The organism is Candidatus Defluviilinea proxima (assembly GCA_016721115.1).
GTDB classification, from domain to species: Bacteria; Chloroflexota; Anaerolineae; order Anaerolineales; family Villigracilaceae; genus Defluviilinea; species Defluviilinea proxima.
The window spans coordinates 1,713,297-1,733,857 of sequence record JADKIW010000001.1 but is presented as its reverse complement, the minus strand read 5'-3'; the positions used below and the strand labels follow the sequence as shown (position 1 = coordinate 1,733,857).

General features: G+C 47.4%; 11 protein-coding genes. All 11 read right to left on the bottom strand.

The annotated features are described in order from the left end of the window. Position 1: 1 nt before the first annotated feature. Positions 2 to 2,887, bottom strand: coding sequence for a HAMP domain-containing protein (locus IPP66_08050; protein MBK9925231.1), 2,886 nt, complete (start codon positions 2,885 to 2,887; stop codon positions 2 to 4). A 4-nt stretch (positions 2,888 to 2,891) separates the two neighbouring features. Further along, the gene (locus IPP66_08045) at positions 2,892 to 4,715 is read right to left on the bottom strand and encodes a GAF domain-containing protein (GenBank protein MBK9925230.1); all 1,824 of its coding nucleotides are present in this window, start codon (positions 4,713 to 4,715) and stop codon (positions 2,892 to 2,894) included. A 3-nt stretch (positions 4,716 to 4,718) separates the two neighbouring features. Beyond that, complete coding sequence (locus IPP66_08040; GenBank protein MBK9925229.1) at positions 4,719 to 6,671, bottom strand: GAF domain-containing protein; 1,953 nt, start codon at positions 6,669 to 6,671, stop codon at positions 4,719 to 4,721. 17 nt (positions 6,672 to 6,688) lie between these two features. Further along, a complete protein-coding gene (locus IPP66_08035) occupies positions 6,689 to 9,043 on the bottom strand; it encodes a response regulator (protein MBK9925228.1) in 2,355 nt (784 codons plus the stop codon). A gap of 170 nt (positions 9,044 to 9,213) precedes the next feature. After that, entirely contained in the window at positions 9,214 to 10,020 is an 807-nt protein-coding gene (locus tag IPP66_08030) for a response regulator transcription factor (protein ID MBK9925227.1), read from the bottom strand. Beyond that, positions 10,017 to 12,662, bottom strand: a complete 2,646-nt coding sequence (locus tag IPP66_08025; protein MBK9925226.1) for a GAF domain-containing protein — start codon at positions 12,660 to 12,662, stop codon at positions 10,017 to 10,019. Before IPP66_08025 ends, IPP66_08030 begins: the two co-directional genes overlap by 4 nt. A 169-nt stretch (positions 12,663 to 12,831) precedes the next feature. Beyond that, positions 12,832 to 14,319: a xylulokinase gene (gene xylB, locus IPP66_08020; GenBank protein ID MBK9925225.1), complete on the bottom strand. Its 1,488-nt coding sequence runs from the start codon at positions 14,317 to 14,319 to the stop codon at positions 12,832 to 12,834. A gap of 127 nt (positions 14,320 to 14,446) precedes the next feature. Next, complete coding sequence (locus tag IPP66_08015; GenBank protein MBK9925224.1) at positions 14,447 to 15,331, bottom strand: hypothetical protein; 885 nt, start codon at positions 15,329 to 15,331, stop codon at positions 14,447 to 14,449. A gap of 51 nt (positions 15,332 to 15,382) precedes the next feature. Beyond that, a complete protein-coding gene (locus IPP66_08010; protein MBK9925223.1) occupies positions 15,383 to 16,585 on the bottom strand; it encodes a sugar ABC transporter permease in 1,203 nt (400 codons plus the stop codon). Positions 16,586 to 16,615: 30 nt separating this feature from the next. Further along, a complete protein-coding gene (locus tag IPP66_08005) occupies positions 16,616 to 18,118 on the bottom strand; it encodes an ATP-binding cassette domain-containing protein (GenBank protein MBK9925222.1) in 1,503 nt (500 codons plus the stop codon). Positions 18,119 to 18,250: 132 nt separating this feature from the next. Continuing rightward, positions 18,251 to 19,381 carry a substrate-binding domain-containing protein gene (locus tag IPP66_08000; protein ID MBK9925221.1) on the bottom strand — a complete coding sequence of 377 codons (1,131 nt, stop codon included), beginning with the start codon at positions 19,379 to 19,381 and terminating at the stop codon, positions 18,251 to 18,253. Positions 19,382 to 20,561 lie beyond the last annotated feature (1,180 nt).

Here is a 20,561-nt window from a genome sequence, read left to right as displayed (position 1 = left end):
ATTACCTCGAACTATTCTTTTCAGAAGTGATTCCAGATGGACTTACTTCATTTCCGTTACCCTTAAGGGCATCGGCATTTTCCATCTGGATAATGGTCTTACGCTTCAGAATATTTCCAACTTCTTTTACAGCAGTTTGCATGATCTTTGCAGGATTGGTTGAGTTGCGTAATGCAATGGTGACCTGTCGTAATATCTGCTCTCGTTTCGCCCGTTCCTCGGTCGATTTTAATAATCTCATATTGGACGTAGAGAGGCGGAGATTCTCAATATGGGAACTTAGTTGAGCTGTGATAGCTGAAAGAATCTCGTCTGAGCCATCTGCAGATCCATTTTCATGATTGACAGAAAATTGGCCAATAACCTCATTACGAACCTTGAGATAGTGAACTTTTCCTGAGGTGTCGTTCCCTTGGGCATCCATGTCTGTCTCCACTGGATAGACACGGTTTTGATCATAGGCAAAACCTGTATGATCCTCCCTGTTGGCTTCCAAATAACCATCCCAACCTTCACGAGTGAGGCGACGAATCGCCTCTTCTGCCTCATGGCGGTACCTTTCGGCCTGAGCCAACAGGCGTAGAGTCTCAATATGTTGAGCCACACGAGACATGATAGTCTGGACCACTTCGGTCTCTTCTGTTGACCATTTTCGAGTTTCGATATCCGTCAACTGTACGCTACCAATGTGCACCCCTGATATTTCTATAGGAATATTAAGCAAAGCACCCACATTCGTAAATTCAGTTCCAGTGACAGGTTGAATCTCGGTCCGGTCAAAGTCATACCCAATGGTTTCACTGCGCTCAATAGCATCCAGAAATTCACGCCAGCCCGATCGTGTAAGACGGCGGGATTGTTCTTCAATTAACATACGACCTTGTTCAACTTGTTGGAACAAAGCAGCGTTTTGAATAGCAACAGCAATCTGGGCCGCTAGTGTATTGAACACAGGCAGAGTTTGTTCAGAGAAAGTTCCAGAGCGCTGGCTCTGCAAATCTAATACTCCTACCACACCATCGGCTGAGAGAAGCGGAACACACATTTCTGAGCGTGTTTCAGGAAGCAAGGGATTCGGACGAAAATCAGCTGTTTGAGTAGTATCTGAGATGATCACAGCGCGCTTCTTTGCAACAGCAGTGCCGTTAAGAGATACAACGTTCAACGGAAGATGGAAATTACGCCGTAAAAGCTCCTGCCCCACTTCACCCGTACCTGCACGAAGAACCAAATTACTTCCCGTGCCATCCAACAGGTAAATCTGGACATAATATAAATTGAAGCGTTGTCGAATAAGTGCGGCCGCATTGATAAGAAGCGCATCGATCTCATCCACCTTGGAAATTTGTTGACTGACTTCAGCGGCCAACATCAGATCATGAGTACGATCCGACAGGGTGTTTAAGGTCTCATGTAGATGGTCAGCCATCATATTGAAGGCTTGAGCCGTCTGTCCAATTTCATCACGACTCAGCACTTTCACGCGGGCATCCAGATCACCAGAAGCGACACGTTCTGCCGCCAGAGTAATATTTTGCAATGGTCGGCTAATTGCGCGCATGGTCGTCAAACCGATCATAAAGGCTATGATCGCTGTTGTCAGAGCAAGGCTAAGTGTAAGAAACAGACGAGTGGCAAGGGAATTGATACGTCCACGTATGCCAGACTGCAAAGCACTCGAAACGTTATCATACAGACCTTCCTGCGCAGACATCAACTGCTGTCCATCTGTAATCAATGTTCTTGTATCAACATTAATAGTTGGAGAAGTGATAAATTGCTGTTCCAGTTTGGCGAGATAGTCTTGAGACGAAGAAGTATACGTTAACAGTGACGACCCAATAAGCGAAGCCATCTGACCAGATTGATTATTCTGCAAAGCAGTCGCAATATTGTTATTCATGGCATCCAGATTACTTTTGTAGCGACCCATCAACGAGTTTAATTGAGCCTTTTGTTCGATGGTAAAAGCCTTCGAACGAGCTCCGTTACTGGTCAACTGCAAGATTTGCGAAAGCAAAACCTGGTTTTCCGGTATCTTAAGCAATACCGCGTCCATAGTGTAGTAAGTATCCAGGTCTGGATCGAGGATCAGATAGGAATTATTTCCAACCTTGAAGATCAACGCCTGAATGTCAGCAACAAGTTGGGCTTGCAATGAAAGGGCAGTCTCGCTATCTGTATTACCTTTGATCCCCTGCCATTCAGCTATGAGCTGGGATGCCTCACTCGACAACCCTAATACCACGCTATTTTTTGCATGAACCTGTGCAAGTTCTGTTAGAGATGCATCCACATTGGCTTCACTAGCTTTTAGGTCTGCTAGTGGGATTTCACCTGCAGAATACCTCGCACTGTCAATCTGATAAAGTTGAACATCACTCAAAACATGATTTAACACAAAGAGGTAATCCGCGCCACGTGATTCCTGATAGCCATAGTTTCCAATTCGCTGGACTTGTTCATTGACCAATGGGTAAAAAGCTATCAAAGGTAACAAGAACAACAAGCTGATAATCACGAATTTACGTGGATAACTCAAGCGATCAAACATACTTGAGAATATGGCACGTAACCCCCGAGGTGCTTCATCCAGTTGCACAGGGATTGCTGATTCTTTACGGTTCGGTTGAACATCATATTCCGAAGCAGATGTCTCTGCTGGAGATGGTAAAACCTGTTCATCGTTATGTTCAACATCTTCAGCTTTTTGCGCCAACATCGCTTCCAAGTCGGCGATGCGTTGTTTTAAAGCATCCACCTCGCGGTTGCTCGCATAAGAAGGTGGCTCCTGCTCTGCAAACAGATTCTTTACCCGCTTTTCCATTTTCTCGCGAGTGGGATCATTCTTATTTTCTTTGGGTGATTGATTAGGAGATGTTTCCATAGGATCAATTCCTCTGACCTTTGCCATTGTTTTCCGGCACTTTCAACGTCACACGGGTATCTTGTGCACCAAGCGCACGCCCCACCTCACGGATGGCAACCTGCAAGGCGCTTTCCACTGTAGATGTACTCTGGATCTTTTGCCCAATGGACGCAATCAACGCTTCACGCTCAGCCCGTGCCTGCACATCGGCATACGAGCGGGCATTTCGTACAGCGACAGCGAACTGACTCGCAATCGACAACAACAAGTCTGCATCGTTTTGCGTCAAACCGTTCACAATATTGTGTTGCACATCCAACACTCCCAGCACCTGACTACCGACAGAGATAGGTACTGCCACTTCAGATTTGGTTTCAGGCAACAAAGGATTCGGCAGCCAATTTGGATCAGCAACCGTATCAGATACCAATACAATCGAGTTTGTTTCTGCCGAGCGCCCTACCAAGCCTTTCCCTTTGAGAACCATATGTCCATTTGCCATCATTTGTTTACCGGCTTCACCGGTACCACCAGCCAACATCAAGTTACCGCTCTTTTCATCGAGTAGATAGATATGAGCATGGTAATAATTGAATGCAGATCGCACCTCTTCCACTACTTCCTTGACCAGTTGATCTTTATCGAGAATCGTTGAAATACGACGACTGACTTCAGTGGAAGTCGCCAAAGCCTTGGTACGGTCTGCCACACGTTGTTCAAGCGATCCGATCAATCCGCGCAATTGGGAAGTCATATTATTGAACGATGAGGCTAGTTCAACAAGTTCTGTAGCGCCTCTTACATTTGCCTGTGTATCAAGGTTACCTTTTGCAACTTCTGATGCAACAACAGAAAGTTCCACCAGCGGTGCCGCAGTCCGTCTTGCACCCCAATAGCCAGCAAGAGCCGCCAACAATGCCATTCCCAAGATCAAAGCAGACGACTGCCATATCAAAGATGTCACATTCCGGTAGGCTTCCTTCTGTGGTAATTCAATAATAAGTGCCCAATTAGGTGTTCCTAATGGGACATACGACCCCACAACTTCTTCCCCATTCAAACCAATATAACTTGCCACCTCCGGTGTTACATCGGCGTCCTCGGATGGGTTATGCAAAAATTCCTGTACTTCCGGGATTAGGCTAACATTGTCGCCTCTTAAAACACGTCCCCTATCTTTGGCGGCAATCAAAGTTCCGTGATTATCCACCACATATACATAACCTGTTTCGCCAACCTTGATCTGGTCCACCAAATCCCAAAGGAATTTAAGACTCACTTCATTTTGCAAAATACCTTGATAATCTCCCAAGGCAGTTTTATAGGGAAGCGCAAGGGTAATTAATGGCTCAGCAGTTTCTTCATCGAAATAGACCGGACCGATAAAAAACCGCTCACCCATGGACAACGCAGAAAACGATCGGCCATTGAGCTGAACTGTAAACTGATGAGTCGGCTCCTGTGATGATCGGGAAACATATGCTTGCAAGAATTGACTACTGCTCCACATACTGATCTGTTTGAAGGATGGGTCAATCCCGAGCATGCCATTCATAGCCGCAATACGATCATCATAAGATGCCTTTGCCAGGTTCGCAAAGTTTGCGGCTGTTTCCATGGTAGTGAACTTTCCCTGGATGAAGTTCTTCACACTTTTGCCAGCATTCTCTGCGATCAGAACCTGTCGTTCCGTAATCTCTGCCTGTTGAGTTTGTACGCTCAATATAACCTGCAAAGTATTGGAAATCAGAAGCACTACAGCACTCAAAATGAAAAAGCTGAACGCCAACGTGGTTGTCAGGCTTCGTGTTTTTCGGGGTTGGTTTACCGTTACTGTTGTTTCCATGGTTTAACCTTTATTTCCATTCTTCTCAGTCATTTTCAATAACACACGAGTGTGTTGTGCACCAAGAGCCTGGCTAATCTCACGAACGGCCACTTGCAAGGTGCTTTCTACTGTAGAAGCGCTTTGTATCTTCTGACTAATGGAGGTGATCAATGCCTCACGCTCTGCCCGCGTTTGCACATCTGCATAGGAACGGGCGTTTCTGAGAGCAATAGCAAACTGGTTCGCAATAGATAACAGCAGATCAGCATCATCCTGGCTTAAACCATTTGCTACATCATGTTGTACATCTAATACACCCATGATCTTATTGGCAATAATGATGGGGACAGCTACTTCCGATTTGGTCTCTGGAAGTAGACGATTAGGCAACCAGTTCGGGTCCGATAATGTATCAGATACCAACACAGCTACACCGGCTTCTGCGGCACGTCCCACCAATCCCTTCCCTTTGAGTACCTTGTGCCCATTTGCTAACATCAGTTTCCCAACTTCGCCAGTGCCACCTGCCATCATTAAATCGCCGCTCTCTTCATCAAGCAGGTAAATGTGCGCGTGATAATAATTGAAAGCTGACTGTACCTGCTCCACCACCGCATCAACCAGTTCTTCCTGTGTCAACAATGCCGATAACCGGCGGCTGATATCTGTGGAAATGGAAAGCATCTGAGTTCGTCTCGCCAAACTTGCGATCGTTGTTTTCAACCTTTCGGCCATGCTGTTGAATGCATATCCCAATGTTCCAATCTCATCACCAGAAGAGACATCGGCATACGCATCGTAGTTCCCTGTTTCCAATTCCTGCGCTGTTTTGGTCAAGAGCAAAATCGGCTGGGTGATCTGGCGAGAAAGCGTCACCGCCAAAAAGCCAGAGAACAGCAAAGCAACCACAAGTGTGACAGATGAAAACACAAGGGTCCGGGCACTATTCGACTTTGCCTGCGCAACATCAATATCGCCCAATTCCGTACCAGCATCGGTTATTTTTTTGATTAGCGGTTCGGTATTGCTTGCCGCTTCAGATAAAGCATCGGTAAGTTTGGCAATTTGAGCATCCTTTGCCACCACCGCTTCGAAGGCAACAAGGTACCGATCAGAAAGGTCTCGCCATTGCTGTTTATCTACGTCGCTAAGATATATAGAGGATGCTATCTGTCGTTTTAATAGTTGCGCCTGTTGATTCAAATTATCAATAGATGCCTGTTCACCACGCAAAAAATATTCTCTTTCATAACCGCGGACTTGGAGCACAGTAATCACCATCGCGTCCAATTCCTGCTGATACTTGAGGCGTTCCCCAACCCGTAATTCATCAGGAACGCCACTCAACGTGAACGGGTCAGCAGTTTTGCTCGTATAAATTCTTTCTTCAAGGCTGTTCACGGCGTCATTAAATTTACGAGCTACACCGGTATCTTTAAAACCTTTTTCTTTATTGGCTTTAACAATTTGCTGGAAATTTTCTTCATACGAATCAATGTTTGTATTCAATTGTTTCAAATCAAATTCGTATTGTCTTCGCGTATACGAATCCGACAAGCCATCTTCAACAGCAAACGCGAATGCATTAAGTTCTTCAACATGTTCTCGCACTTCCCCCATTATGGCTTGGTGAGGCACCACATAGTTCTGATATGCAGTGTCGTAGCCCTCGATCGTCCATCTCGCGATGAAGTCTTTTTCGAGGCGACGTGCAATCAACATGTCGTTATCCACATCCAGGGCCAACAATTTCATCTGCTGACCTTCTGAAATGGCCTTGTTATAGGATGTCTGCGTACTCAACAAACCGATGTTGGCAACAACACCGACCACCAACGCAAGAAAAGCCATCACGATGAAAACAAGTAACAATTTGCGTGCCAGATTCAAGTTACGCCAAAAATTCAAGAAGCGGTTGATAACTTGCTGGATCGAATTGGGGATTTTAATTCTGGAAGTAGATATCAAATTCATTTTCCATCTCCGTAAAATTAACGACGGATTTCACTTTCATTCATTTCAAGTGCGGCGGTTTCCGCCACAACAACTGGCAGGGTCAGGATAAAACATGAGCCTTTCCGCAGTTCGCTTTCAACGCTCACATCACCACCGTGTTGCTCGGCAATAGCCTTCACAATAGCCAACCCCAGGCCGTTTCCTTCAATATCATCATGTCCACTATTACGGACGCGATAAAAACGGTCGAAGATATGTGGCAGATCGCTGGCGGGAATTCCATAACCGGTATCCTGCACACGGATGCTCACATGACAATCATCTACCTGCAAAGATAAATGGACTGTGCCCTCATTGGGTGTGTACTTGATTGCATTCCCTACCAGATTGTGCAATACCTGTCCCAACTGGAACGCATCACCTCTAACCTTCGGGCTGGATACTGTTTCCTCGAGCAAAAGCTTCTGCCCTTTCAAATCAGCTTGCGGTTTGAACTCATCAGCCGTTTGCAGAAGCAAACTGTGGATATCCACCTCATCATTCTTACGTTCGAGGCCGAGATCCATTTTTGCGAGATCAAGCATATTCTCAACAAGTTCACTCATATGAGTGGTGCCACGCAAAATACGTTGCACAAAATCCGTTTGGTTTTCATTCAACTCACCGCCAAACATGATGAGCTGGGCATATCCCTTGATCGAAGTGATCGGATTTCTCAGATCATGAGAAGCGGTTGCCACAAACTCATTCTTGACCCGTTCAAGGTCTTTGAAGTGGGTCACATCATGCAAAATAGCAACGCACCCACCATTCTCAATAGGAGTCAGCAGAGCAGAAAATGCCTGTTTATTGGGAGAGATAAATTCGCCAGTGGTTGGTTTGGATGTTTCGCTGGCAGTTTCAAGCAATTCGATCAATGAGTCGTATCCGCGCCCACGAGCCAGGGGTAAGCCAAGTTTCGCATCGTAACCAGCAAACAGTTTTTCACCAGCTGGGTTCAACAGCGACAAACAACCATCTGCATCAAAAACTAAAATGGCGTCGGCCGCACTTTGCAAAACGGCATTCAACCTCAATTGTTCTTTTGCAACGCTCGAATACAACTGGGCATTCTCCACAGCAATAGAGGCCTGACTGGTAATCGCCTGCAAAAGGAGTTGGTGGTCGAGGTTGAAATATCCAGTCTGTTCATGGGTCAAGATGAGGAGACCGATCAAATCATGCCGCCCAAACATCGGGACAATAATCGCTGATTTGACAGGAGTATCCGGACCACCCTGCCAGAATGTATCGGTTTCTGTATCAGCAATGATCAAACTCTGACGAGTTTCCTTAACCTTCCCAACGAGATCATTCAACGGAGGAAGTTGCGTTGCTGTGCTCGATGAAACAGCATCAAGGTGATATTCCCTGTGAAAGGGAGCTTTCTCATTGAAGATGAAAACATGTCCTTGCATGGCCCCCAGTGTTTCCACTGTACGCCGCAATATGATATCGGCCAATTCATCGATATTCGGGCGAGCGCTTAACTCTTTGCCGATCTCGGGCAACAAATTCAATTCACGGTTGCGTCGGCGAATAACATCCTCTGCTTCCTTCACGCGCAACTTTGAATGAATACGTGCCAGCAATTCGCGACGATCAAAAGGCTTGGTGACGTAATCATCGGCGCCCATATTGAACCCAGACTGCACATCCTTTGAGTCGAGGCGAGCGGCCGTGAGAATAATGACCGGGATATGTTCCGTAGCCGGGTCTTCACGGATTTCCTTTAAAACCGCAAAACCATCCTTATGTGGCATATTCACATCGAGCAGAACGAGATCGGGCATTTGAGAACGGACCTTCTCAAGCGCATCCAAACCATCCTTCGCGCCGATATAGGAATATCCCTCGTTCACCATATACCGGGCCAGCAATGTGACATTCTCTGGGTGATCGTCTGCGATCAAAATATTAAACGTTTTTCTAGCGGGGGTATCTTTCTTATTAACAGCAATAGCCTGCCCGATTTCGCTCATGGCTTTGGTGACCAATTCGCGAACCCGTTCAGGGTGAACCGGCTTAATGACCACTTCTTTTACTTTCAATCGTTGCGCGGTCACTTTCAAACCAGGCACATCATAGGCGGTCATGAGGAATGAAACTGCTGGCCGCCCGGCAGGGTGACTGTGTAATTTTTCAATCAGTTCCAAACCGGTCATTTCCGGCATGATCATGTCGGTTAGCAAAATATCCACGGCGCCATCATTCACTTGCTCGAGCGCTTCGTGACCGTTCGTGGCTGATCGCACGTCCACATTGGGACCAAGTTGCGAGAGCGCACGTGCCAGCGTGCTTGCTGTATTGGGGTGGTCATCCACTACAAGGATCTTGATCGTTTTGCCCATTCAAAGCCTCTTTTCATCGGTATAATTTTCCTATAAAGTTGTCTTACAACCGATAGGAAAAAGAGGATAAAGTTGGGAAAAGTTGGGGGGACGAAGAACCCGCCTCAGGTCCAAGCTGGAAGCGGGTTTTTAGTCAAAAGCTTTTTTTCACCCCTGAAAACGAGATCTTCTTAATCTGCCACAAGCCTGTAACCTGTCCCCCGTACATTGATCACATAGTTTGGTCTGCGTGTGTCTGTTTCAATGGCCTGCCGAATGTTATGAACATGCCATTTGGTCAATTCCTGGGCCTCGCGTGCATCGGTTTCATACCCTTGCGCTTCTGAGACCATAGTCTGGTAATCGACCACATTGGGTGTGTGGCGAGCCAACACCAACAGGTAATCGAAGGATGTAGGCGGAAGCTCAACAAAGGTCCCCTGCACGCTCAACCGACGAGCCAGGAGGTCAAGAGTAAGGTCGCCCCGTTTGAGGAAGCGATCTCCCGATGTATGCGCTTCGGGTTGCGATTCTTTTTGTTGTACGGTTGTATCGTTATCAAGTGCGGCAAGCTCGCTTTGTAGAGCATCTATCTTCTGTTGAATTTCGCGTTTGCGGCGTTCCTTTTGTTGATTGGCGAGGACAGTTTGTGTATGGTCAATTAACACTTGCGGCTTGAGAGGCTTCAATAAATAATCTTTAGCTCCATGACGTAACGCATCAAGAGCCGAGTTGAGATCGGGTTGGGCAGTGAAGAGGATGACAGACAGGTCAGGAAATTTTTCGTGGATGGCTTTGAGAACATCGAGGCCATTCATATCTGGCATGCGGATATCAAGGTAGACAAGGTCAAATGGATGTTCAGAGACAAGCGAGATGCCATCCATTCCGTTTGCGGCCGTTGTAACATCGTATCCCTCTTTTTGAAGGATGCGTGTGAACGATTGCCGCAGAGACGGTTCATCGTCAATCACAAGGATACGACCAGATGTGATCATTCTTTCACCCGTTCCTTTACAGGGAACCAGACCCGGAAAGTGGCCCCGCCCTGTGGGTTGTTCTCGGCGCGGATATCGCCGTGGTGATGCAAAACAATATCACGTGTAATGGTTAAACCAAGGCCTGTGCCTGTTTTCTTATTTGTGACAAATGGGTCGAAAATTTCATTGAAGACTTCAGGTGAAATCCCAGTGCCGGTATCGGTCACAGAGAGCATGACTTGATCGTGTTCTTCAACATTATGAGTCTGAACGATGATCTTCCCTCCCTTGTGCATCGACTCAATGGCATTCATAAACAAGTTCAACATCACCTGACGGATCTGTTCGGATATACCGGAGATCGGTTGGAGTTCTGACTCGGGGAAAAATTCAAAGGCGATCTTTCTGTGGCGCATGTAGGTAGAAATCAATGCGACAACATCTTCAACGATAGTATTAATGTTTACATCCCTGAATTCCCCGGCTTGTGTTGTGCGGTAGGTGTCGCGCAGACGACCGATCATGGATGCCATACGCTCGGTCTCCGAAAGGATGACTTCCATATCTTGATAGCCCTGCTCTGAAAGTTTCTCCTCATCCTTGAGGAGGAAAAGGGCATTCTGAATAGCTTGCAATGGATTATTGAGTTCATGTGAAACGGAAGCCAACAAACGTCCCACCACCGCCAAACGTTCGGATTGGATCAATTGTGCACGGATGTTTTTTTCCTGCCGCAAGGAGTTTTGCAGTTCGGTATATAGAGTGGCGGTCTGAATGGCAATGGCGAGGTGTTGTGTCACCGCTTCCATCAACTTCATATCTTTCTTGTAGATCGGGTTTGATGGGACTTCCTGAATGTTCAATACACCCCACATTTTGTCGTTAATGGTGATGGGCAAAACCATTTCAGAGTGAGTATCCGGCAAATACGGGTTCCGTACAAAGAAAACCACATCTTCCACAGTATTGGTAAAGAAAGGTTTGCCGGTTTCAGCCACATGGCCAATCGTACCCGCACCTACCGGAAGGGAATATCCCTCTTCGCCCAATCGGTTACCGATCACTCCAGCGCCGTGTCGTGCTACAAGGCGTCCTTTTTCGTTATCAATGATGTAGATCTGAATGTGATAATACCCAAAGACACTTTGTAAAAATTCGACGGTGTCTTTCATCAACTGGTCCACATCCAAGGACGTGGCCAGATTCTGGGTGAGATGATACAGCGTATTGATCTTTTTATAGTTCTGCTGGGTTGTTTCGAGTAAGTTGGCATTCTCGATAGCGATGGCTACCTGTGCTCCCAACGCACTGAGCAGGTTGGTTTCATCGGGGCCGAAAATCCCTATTTCCTCACTTTGGGCGCTGATGGTTCCAATACGCCTTTCATTACTCTGAATAGGGACCACAATAAGGGACCGAAAAGCTGGTTGCGAGGTTTGGCTTATAAAGCGCTGATCGGCTCTGATATCAGCAATGGTTGTCACTTCACCAGTGACGATCACCTGCCCTGCAATCCCCTCCCCTGAAAGCATGCGCAATCTGGATGTCAACCGGTTACTATCGCCTGTCACCGCACGCGGCACAAGGTATTTGCGATCTTCATCCAGCAGATGCAATACAACACGCTGGGTGTTGGGAATCATATCCTTTGCGGCATCCACGATCAATTGAAGCACAGCATTCACGCCGGTCCGTTCCACCTTGCTGAGTGCGTGTTCGATGCTGGCAAGCGTCTTTGCCTCTTTCAACTGTTTGTTGATCATGCGTTCCTGATGGATACTTCTCAACGCAAGGGTGATCTGGCGACTCGTCAACTCGATGTAATTGATCTCTTCGCTATCAAAGACATGTGGCACATCAAATCCAAGGATGGCTACGCCGAATCTATAATCCTGCGTGATCAACGGTACCAACACTGCAGAACGGGTGGTCTCGTGAAACGTTTTGAATTTAGGGATCTCGTTTATAGATGCAAATTGCGGCACATCATCAATGAATAATACATGCCCACCATCAAACACCGACATGACAACATCCGCTTCTCCCGGTTCCAAGAGAGTGTTCTGAATCGGCTGTTGGGAGGGTCGGGTGGTATCTACAATGTATATTTTATGTGATGCATCATCGTAGCGGGTGAGATAGGCATAATCTGCGGTGAAGAGATTGGTTAAGTGTGTAAGCAACCGATAATAAATATCTCGCAGGTTGTCACCTGCCAGGATATCCTTGGTGGCCATGTTCGTCAAAACAAGATGTCTTTCTCGCTTATAGAGCTGTTTAGTTGCGTGATAATAGCCTTCAATAATCTCGCGAAGGTAACCAGCTCCAATAGAAACAAGTAGGACAAAAAGATAGCCAAACAAGAGGCCGTTGCTAACATTTGACAAATCACCCCAGGTCACTTTGTCCAGATATACATTAATCAAGATGATATTAACGCCGATAGCAAACATACTTGCGATGAATCCACCCTTACGATAATAGAACCAGGCATATACAACGACCGGTATGGTAACTAGAATAGGAGCTTTTAAAACAGGAAAACTAACGAGGTATAACACAACCAACCCAACAATGATCCAGGGGTGGTATTTTGCGGCCTTTCTTTCCCCTACATAATCAAAAAAGCTGCGTTGTGGGAACTGGTACTTGTTATTCATAGATGTCCATACGAGCATCTCATATCATTGACTCCAATTATAAATTATACGCAACCTATTCTAAAGGCTCATTACCATCCCGATGCAGAATCGTACATATTTGTTAAATTAAAAACACAGATGGCGCAATAACAGCATCCATCTGTGTTTAATCACTCTAGAACGTAACTTACATCTTCACAAACGTGGACTTCAAGATTGGGTACAGCTCCTGGTACACCGCATATGCCTTTTGATACACGGCTACGTCAGCAGGGATAGGTTGCGTACTCCCCGTGATCTTGATGCACGCCTTGCACGCAGTCACCACGTCACTCCATGCCCCTGCCCCAACACCAGCAAGTAATGCCGCACCATAGGCACCACCTTCCGTGGTGTTGACGGTGACCAACTCCGCATTCAACACTGAAGCCATGATCTGCCGCCACAATGCACCCTTCGTCCCGCCACCTGAGCCACGGACTTGTGTGATCGCGCCCAAGCCTGCATTTTGAATCAATGTAAAGCTATCTTTTAAACCGAAGGCAACGCCTTCCAATACGGCACGTGTCATGTGCGCGCGGCTGTGGCGGAGAGTCAGCCCAATGAAAGCGCCTCTAGCCAACGGGTCGGGATGAGGCGTGCGTTCGCCGGAGAGATACGGTAGGAATTGGAGTCCCTCACTACCAGCGGGGACCGCTTCAGCTTCTTTCAACAAGTCATCAAAACTCACATCGGGCGCAAGCGTATCGCGATACCACTGCAAACTTCCTGCCGCTGAAAGCATCACACCCATGAAGTGCCACATGCCCGGCACCGCATGACAAAACGCATGCAGTCTGCCTTCGGGTTCGATCAACGCAGAGGGCGTGGTTGCAAACACAACGCCACTCGTACCAACGGTCAAACCGATGATGCCAGCCTCAACTGCTCCAACACCGACCGCACCTGCGGCCTGATCGCCACCACCTGCGGCAACTGGCGTACCAACTTTCAAACCAGTGAGCGCCGCAGCTTCTTCATTCACATATCCTGTGAACTCGGTGCCTTCAAAAGTCTTCGGCATCCATGCGCGCGGAATCTCCAGTGCGGCAAGTACTTCATCAGACCAATCACGCGCCTTGAGATCGAACAACACCGTGCCTGCACCATCGGCCTTATCCATCGCGTACTCGCCTGTTAATTTCAGGCGCACATAATCCTTCGGCAGTAACACGTGCTTCGCCTTTGCAAACACATCGGGCTCATTTTCTTTCACCCACAAAATTTTCGGCGCAGTAAAACCTGTGAGCGCAACATTGCCTGTGATCTTGATAAATTTTTCTTTGCCAACGATCTGATGGATTTCATCGCACTGCGCTTGCGTGCGTTGGTCATTCCATAGGATGGCTGGACGAAGGACATTGCCCGCATCATCCAACAGGACCAACCCATGCATTTGCCCCGTCAAGCCGACAGCCCCGACTCCTTCCCCGCTGATGCCTGCCTGCTCCAAAACAGACTTGATACTCGCTGACACCGCCACCCACCACTCACGCGGATCCTGTTCTGACCAAAGCGGCTTGGGTGTTTGCAGTGTATGCGGATTGGATGCCACCGCAACCACGTTGCCCTGTTCATCGATCAACAATGCCTTACTTGATGTTGTGGATGTATCTATGCCAAGAAAGTATTTCATGATTGTTTTCTCCGATTATGCTTGTGTACTATAACCCGAAGGGATGACACGAGTTATTATTCTCTGTCATCCCTTCGGGATCTGCTGTCATTACCTTTTCGAAAATCCTGCCATCCCTTTGGGATTTTTATGCTAATCCTAATTTGTCTGCAAGCGCTTGGACTTCATTTTCGTTTTGTGGACACACTATATTTTTATACAAATTCCAAGTCTCAACATGAGTTGCAGTCGCTCCGGGGGCAATTGTTGTAATGGGAGCAATGGTCTCAAGCTCGACAAACTTGTCGTTTATATAACTTTCAGTGGAGCAACCAAAATCATAGTACTCTGCCTGTTCAACAAATTCTGCATGCTTAACGAACAAAGTTCCATTCAACCAATAGGCCTGCCACCCACGCGGATTTGGGAAACCGATCTTGAAGGGAGAAGTCATATGGGCCTGTACAATGATGTAGTTGCTTCCCCAATGAACGTTCGGGTTGGTCATATCGGTGTAAGGCCACAAGGTCAACGAACGATTCGGTAACACACCCGTATCCACTTTGATCTGAGGGTATATCGCTGTGCCGCCAGTCTTGAATTGCGTGATCGCCCAGGGAGCGCAGGTCACGTCCCACAATCCGTTGTTGGTGAGGTGATGTGCCAGTGTGACTTGAGCAGAATCAGCCGTCAGCTGAATCTCAATTGATTTTTGCAGACCAGTTTGGGCTTCGGTCTGTTGCGTGACTTTGAGTCCGTTTTCAATTGAGGAAATTTCAACTGGCTCATCATCAGGCAAGTAAGTACGGGCGGGATCTTCCGGTGCATGCCACAAACGATGCCCGCCGTAGAAATGGAACGTCCCGGTGCCGGGGCAATCTGTTACAAAATCTGGAAGTTCAGCCAGCAGGTTTTCGCCATCTGTAAATCCAAGGGAAAGAATGCGAGGACCAATAGATTGCGTGACAAGCAATTTCAAGATTCCATTTTCCAATGGAAGACAATCTTGCCCTAAAAATTTTGTTGTTTTCATAAGTTCTCAAAATAAAAAGTGACAGCCACCTACGGTGACTGTCACTTGATCTTAGCGGTTTTTCTTGAAGTACACGTCTGCCAGCACTGCCAGCACCAACACGATGGCTTTTACAACATATTGCCATGCGGGGGCCACGTTCATCATCTGCAAACCAGTCGAAAGGCTGGAAATAATGAGCGCTCCGATCAACGCACCGGGGACTGTACCGATACCACCCAAAGTGGATGTTCCACCGAGAATACAACTGGCGATTGCATCCAACTCGTAACCAGAACCTGCGGCAATCGTACCGTAACCGACATAAGAAGCCAACACGATACCAGCCACACCGCAGAGGAAGCCCATCAACACGAAGATCTTGAAGGTCATGGCGCGAATGTTGATACCTGAAAGACGCGCCGCATCCCTGTTACCGCCAATGGCGTAGGAATAACGACCGAAACGTGTGTTGTTAGAAACATACATCATGATCAGCGAGGTGATCGCCAACAAAAGAACTGGGTTCTGAATGCCTTTGTAGCTGTTGACATTGTATACATAGACAAGGATCACCAGCGCCATAAAGCCTGTGATCAACAAGTCAATGTAGATGTTACGCAACTCAAAACCATGTTTCTGCTTGTTCTGTCTGTTGCGGAACATATTCCAAAACAGGAACCCGATTGCAACCACAGCAAATACCCAACCCCAAGAGATCGGCACGTACCCTTGCGCAATATCTTCAAACCATGGTTGATTGGCCGGGATGGTCTTTCCACCAGTTCGCAAAAGGATCAAACCATTGAACAACCATTGGCCTGCCAATGTGACGATGAAAGACGGTACACGCATATAGGCAATAATATATCCTTGAAGTGCGCCAAACAATGCGCCCACTCCCAACCCGATCAACACGGAAAGGATAGCCGCCAAGAGAGGCTGGTTGGGCAAATAGGTGTACCAGGTATAGGCTTGCAAATAAGCAACCACCACCGATACATAGCCTGCCATCTTACCAACCGAAAGATCGATATTTCCCGTAACGATCACCAACACCATACCCACGGCCAAAAATGAAGTGACCGACATCTGACGGAACAGGTTGGAAACGTTTTGCGGCGCGAGGTAGGTTCCTCCCGTTGTGAAGAAGAAGATCAACCAAATACCGATCAACGCTACCAGAATGGTATATGTTTGGGCATTCGACCGCATGATCTGGAAGAATTCCGAAGAGAAACTCATTCTGGATTGTTCTGCTTTTGTAGATTCCATATTTACCTCATTCAAATTTCGAGATCATTTTCAGGATGCGATCCCTGTCGCTAAGGACATAATACGTTCGACATTCGCTTCTTGCATGGATAAAAGTCCAGCCGAATGCCCGCGACACATCACCATAACCCGATCGCTCATACCAAGTACTTCTTCCAACTCGCTGGAGATCATCACGATGGCAACGCCTTTTTCTGCCAGATCGTTCATCAATTTATAGATCTCATACTTTGCGCCTACATCAATACCACGTGTCGGATCATCCATGATCAACACTGTGGGGTTTGACAACAGCCATTTTGAAATGACTACTTTTTGTTGGTTGCCACCGGAGAGGGTTTCCACCAACGCTTCCAAGCTGGGAGTTTTAATTGTCAAACTCTTTGCCTGTTGCATACTGGCTTGCAATTCGGCATCCGCATCAATACGGAAGATGTTGGAAAACTGGTCGAGGTTGGGCAGGGATATATTCTTCAATATGGATTGGATCAGGACAAGCCCCATGCCTTTTCGATCTTCGGGAACGAGACTCAACCCCACATCAATCGCTTCACGCGCACTCTGAGGCTTGATATCTTTACCGCCGATCTTGATCTTGCCATCGACGATCTTTCCGTACTCGCCAAAGAGGGTCATCACCAGCTCTGTCCTCCCTGACCCCATCAGACCAGCAATACCTAAAATTTCGCCGCGTCGCACATTAAAGCTGACCCCATTCAGTACTTTACGGTTTACATCGTTCGGGTCCATTGCTTGTAAACCTTCCACTTCAAGAACGACTTCGGCAGGTTTGCGATTCCCTTTCGGGAAACGTTCTTTCATTTCCCGCCCCACCATATGCCTGACTAACTTTTCAACAGACAAATTCGTTGTTGCTTCGGTAACCACCGCTTTACCATCGCGCATTACGGTAATACGATCAGTAATACGGAAAAATTCCTCGAGTTTGTGGGTAATATAAATACAGGTGATACCATGCTCTTTGAGCGTCTTGAGGATATCCATTAACTTATCCACTTCCGCTTCGCTCAATGCGCTGGTAGGTTCATCAAGGATCAAGACCTTGGCATTTTCCGATAAGGCCTTGGCGATTTCAACCATTTGCATTTTGCCCACGCCGAGATTTTTGACGATCTCGTGAGGGGGAACATCCAAACCATAATTTGACAGAATGTTCCTTGTATCGGCATACAATTTATTCCAGTTGATCGCTTGCCCATCAACCGGTTCACGTCCAAGATAAACATTCTCACCGACCGACATGATCGGAACTAATGTAAGTTCCTGATAAACAATGGCTATACCTTTTTCCCCCGCCTCACGAATGGAGCTCTCCCCAAGTTGCAGTTCCTCGCCGTTGAAAATAACCTTGCCTTCATAAGTCGCATGAGGATAAACACCCGAAAGTATTTTCATCAACGTGGATTTTCCCGCTCCATTTTCCCCGCAAATACCATGTATCTCACCCCGGCGAATGTCAAAAGAGACATCGTTCAATGCCACCACACCAGGGAACCGTTTGGTCACATTCATAAATTCGAGAATAACGTCATTATCCACTTTATGCTCCTGCGATCCAAATTCTTAAAGCATACTTGATTATATTCGAAATTCCCGGCCATCAGATGTCTGATGGCCGGGAGGTCGAACAATTTTCAGATCTTACTAAGGTTTAGCAGGACGCTGATCTTCAGGAATATCACGATAGACATCATCATAAGCCTGGAAACCACTCTTCACTACCAGTTCATAGACGTTGTCTTTGTTCACTTGCTGGACTTCGAGGAACACGCACGGCACTTCGCCTTGCTTGCTCGGGTCAACAGTCAATTCAGCGAGTGTGAAGTTCTTCATACCATCTACAGCTTCACCCTTGATCAACTTGTCCATCACGTCAATGGCCAGCGGGGACAGGTTGCGGATGTCCTTAAGAATGGACACTGTCAACTCACCCTTCACAATGCTGTTGCTACCATCAGCAGTCGCATCCTGACCAGATATCGGTACACTGCCAGCCAATCCCTGAGCCTTCATCGCCTGCAATGCGCCGAGTGCTGTGCCGTCATTCGAAGCCACAACTGCATCAATCGCATTGTTTTGCGCAACGAGGATGTTTTCCATCAACTTGAGCGCATTGGCAGGATCCCAGTTATCAACACCTTGCTGAGCAACGATCGTGATCACGCCACTGTCTACGTAGGGTTGTAACACTTCGGTCTGACCCTTGGTGAACAATGTTGCGTTGTTGTCGGTCGGGGAACCAGCGAGTTGTACTACCTTGGCAGGATTATCCTTCGTCCAGGTGGTGCTATCGGGAAGTCCCAGAGCCGTCATCACACCCAAAGCCTGTTGGCGACCTACTTCGACGTTGTCGAAGGACAGGTATGCCGCAATCTTGGAGGTCTTGATCAAACGATCGTACGCAATCACCTTTACGCCAGCGTCTGCGGCTTTGTCTACCGATGTCACAATGGCATCACCATCTTCAGCTATCACGATCAAGCCCTTCACGCCTTGGGTGACCATGTTGTCGATCTGGTCGTTCTGCAATTTCACATCATGATTGGCTTCCGCAGAAACAACTTCATAACCCTTCTCTTCTAACAACTTGGTCATGAGGTCGCTTTCGTTCTTCCAGCGTTCCGTTGCAAAGTCAGAGAAGGAAAGACCGATCTTTACCTTTTCAGCAGGAGCGGGGGCAGGAGCAGCAGCTTCACCGGGTTTGGCGGGGCGCTGATCTTCAGGAATATCACGATAGACATCATCATAAGCCTGGAAGCCACTCTTCACTACCAGTTCATAGACGTTGTCTTTGTTCACTTGCTGGACTTCGAGGAACACGCACGGCACTTCGCCTTGCTTGCTCGGGTCAACAGTCAATTCAGCGAGTGTGAAGTTCTTCATACCAGGTACAGCTTCACCCTTGATCAGCTTGTCCATCACGTCAATGGCCAGCGGGGACAGGTTGCGGATGTCCTTAAGAATGGACACTGTCAACTCACCCTTCACAATGCTGTTGCTACCATCAGCAGTCGCATCCTGACCAGATATCGGTACACTGCCAGCCAATCCCTGAGCCTTCATCGCCTGCAATGCGCCGAGTGCTGTGCCGTCATTCGAAGCCACAACTGCATCAATCGCATTGTTTTGCGCGGAAAGGATGTTTTCCATCACCTTGAGCGCATTGGCAGGATCCCAGTTATCAATACCTTGCTGAGCAACGATCGTGATCACGCCACTGTCTACGTAGGGTTGTAACACTTCGGTCTGACCCTTGGTGAACAATGTTGCGTTGTTGTCGGTCGGGGAACCAGCGAGTTGTACTACCTTGGCAGGATTATCCTTCGTCCAGGTGGTGCTATCGGGAAGTCCCAGAGCCGTCATCACACCCAAAGCCTGTTGGCGACCCACTTCGACGTTGTCGAAGGACAGGTATGCCGCAATCTTGGAGGTCTTGATCAAACGATCGTACGCAATCACCTTTACGCCAGCGTCTGCGGCTTTGTCAACCGAGGTCACAATGGCATCACCATCTTCAGCTACCACGATCAAGCCCTTCACGCCTTGGCTGACCATGTTGTCGATCTGGTCGTTCTGCAATTTCACATCATGATTGGCTTCCGCAGAAACAACTTCATAACCCTTCTCTTCTAACAACTTGGTCATGAGGTCGCTTTCGTTCTTCCAGCGTTCCGTTGCAAAGTCAGAGAAGGAAAGACCGATCTTGGTCTTCCCGCCGCTGGCGCCAGAACCACAAGCGGTCAAAGCCATGGATGCGATAACGATCAGGGAAAAGATCGTCATCAAGACACGTTTGGATTTCATTCTTATACTCCTTGTTATGAACTATTTATCGAACATCAACATCTAACGAAGGGAAACTGTTTTATATATCTGCGACGTACCACCTCCAGTATTCTCAAAGATTTCAAATACTTTATAAATCACATGAAATGAAGTTTGAATTAATCGCCAT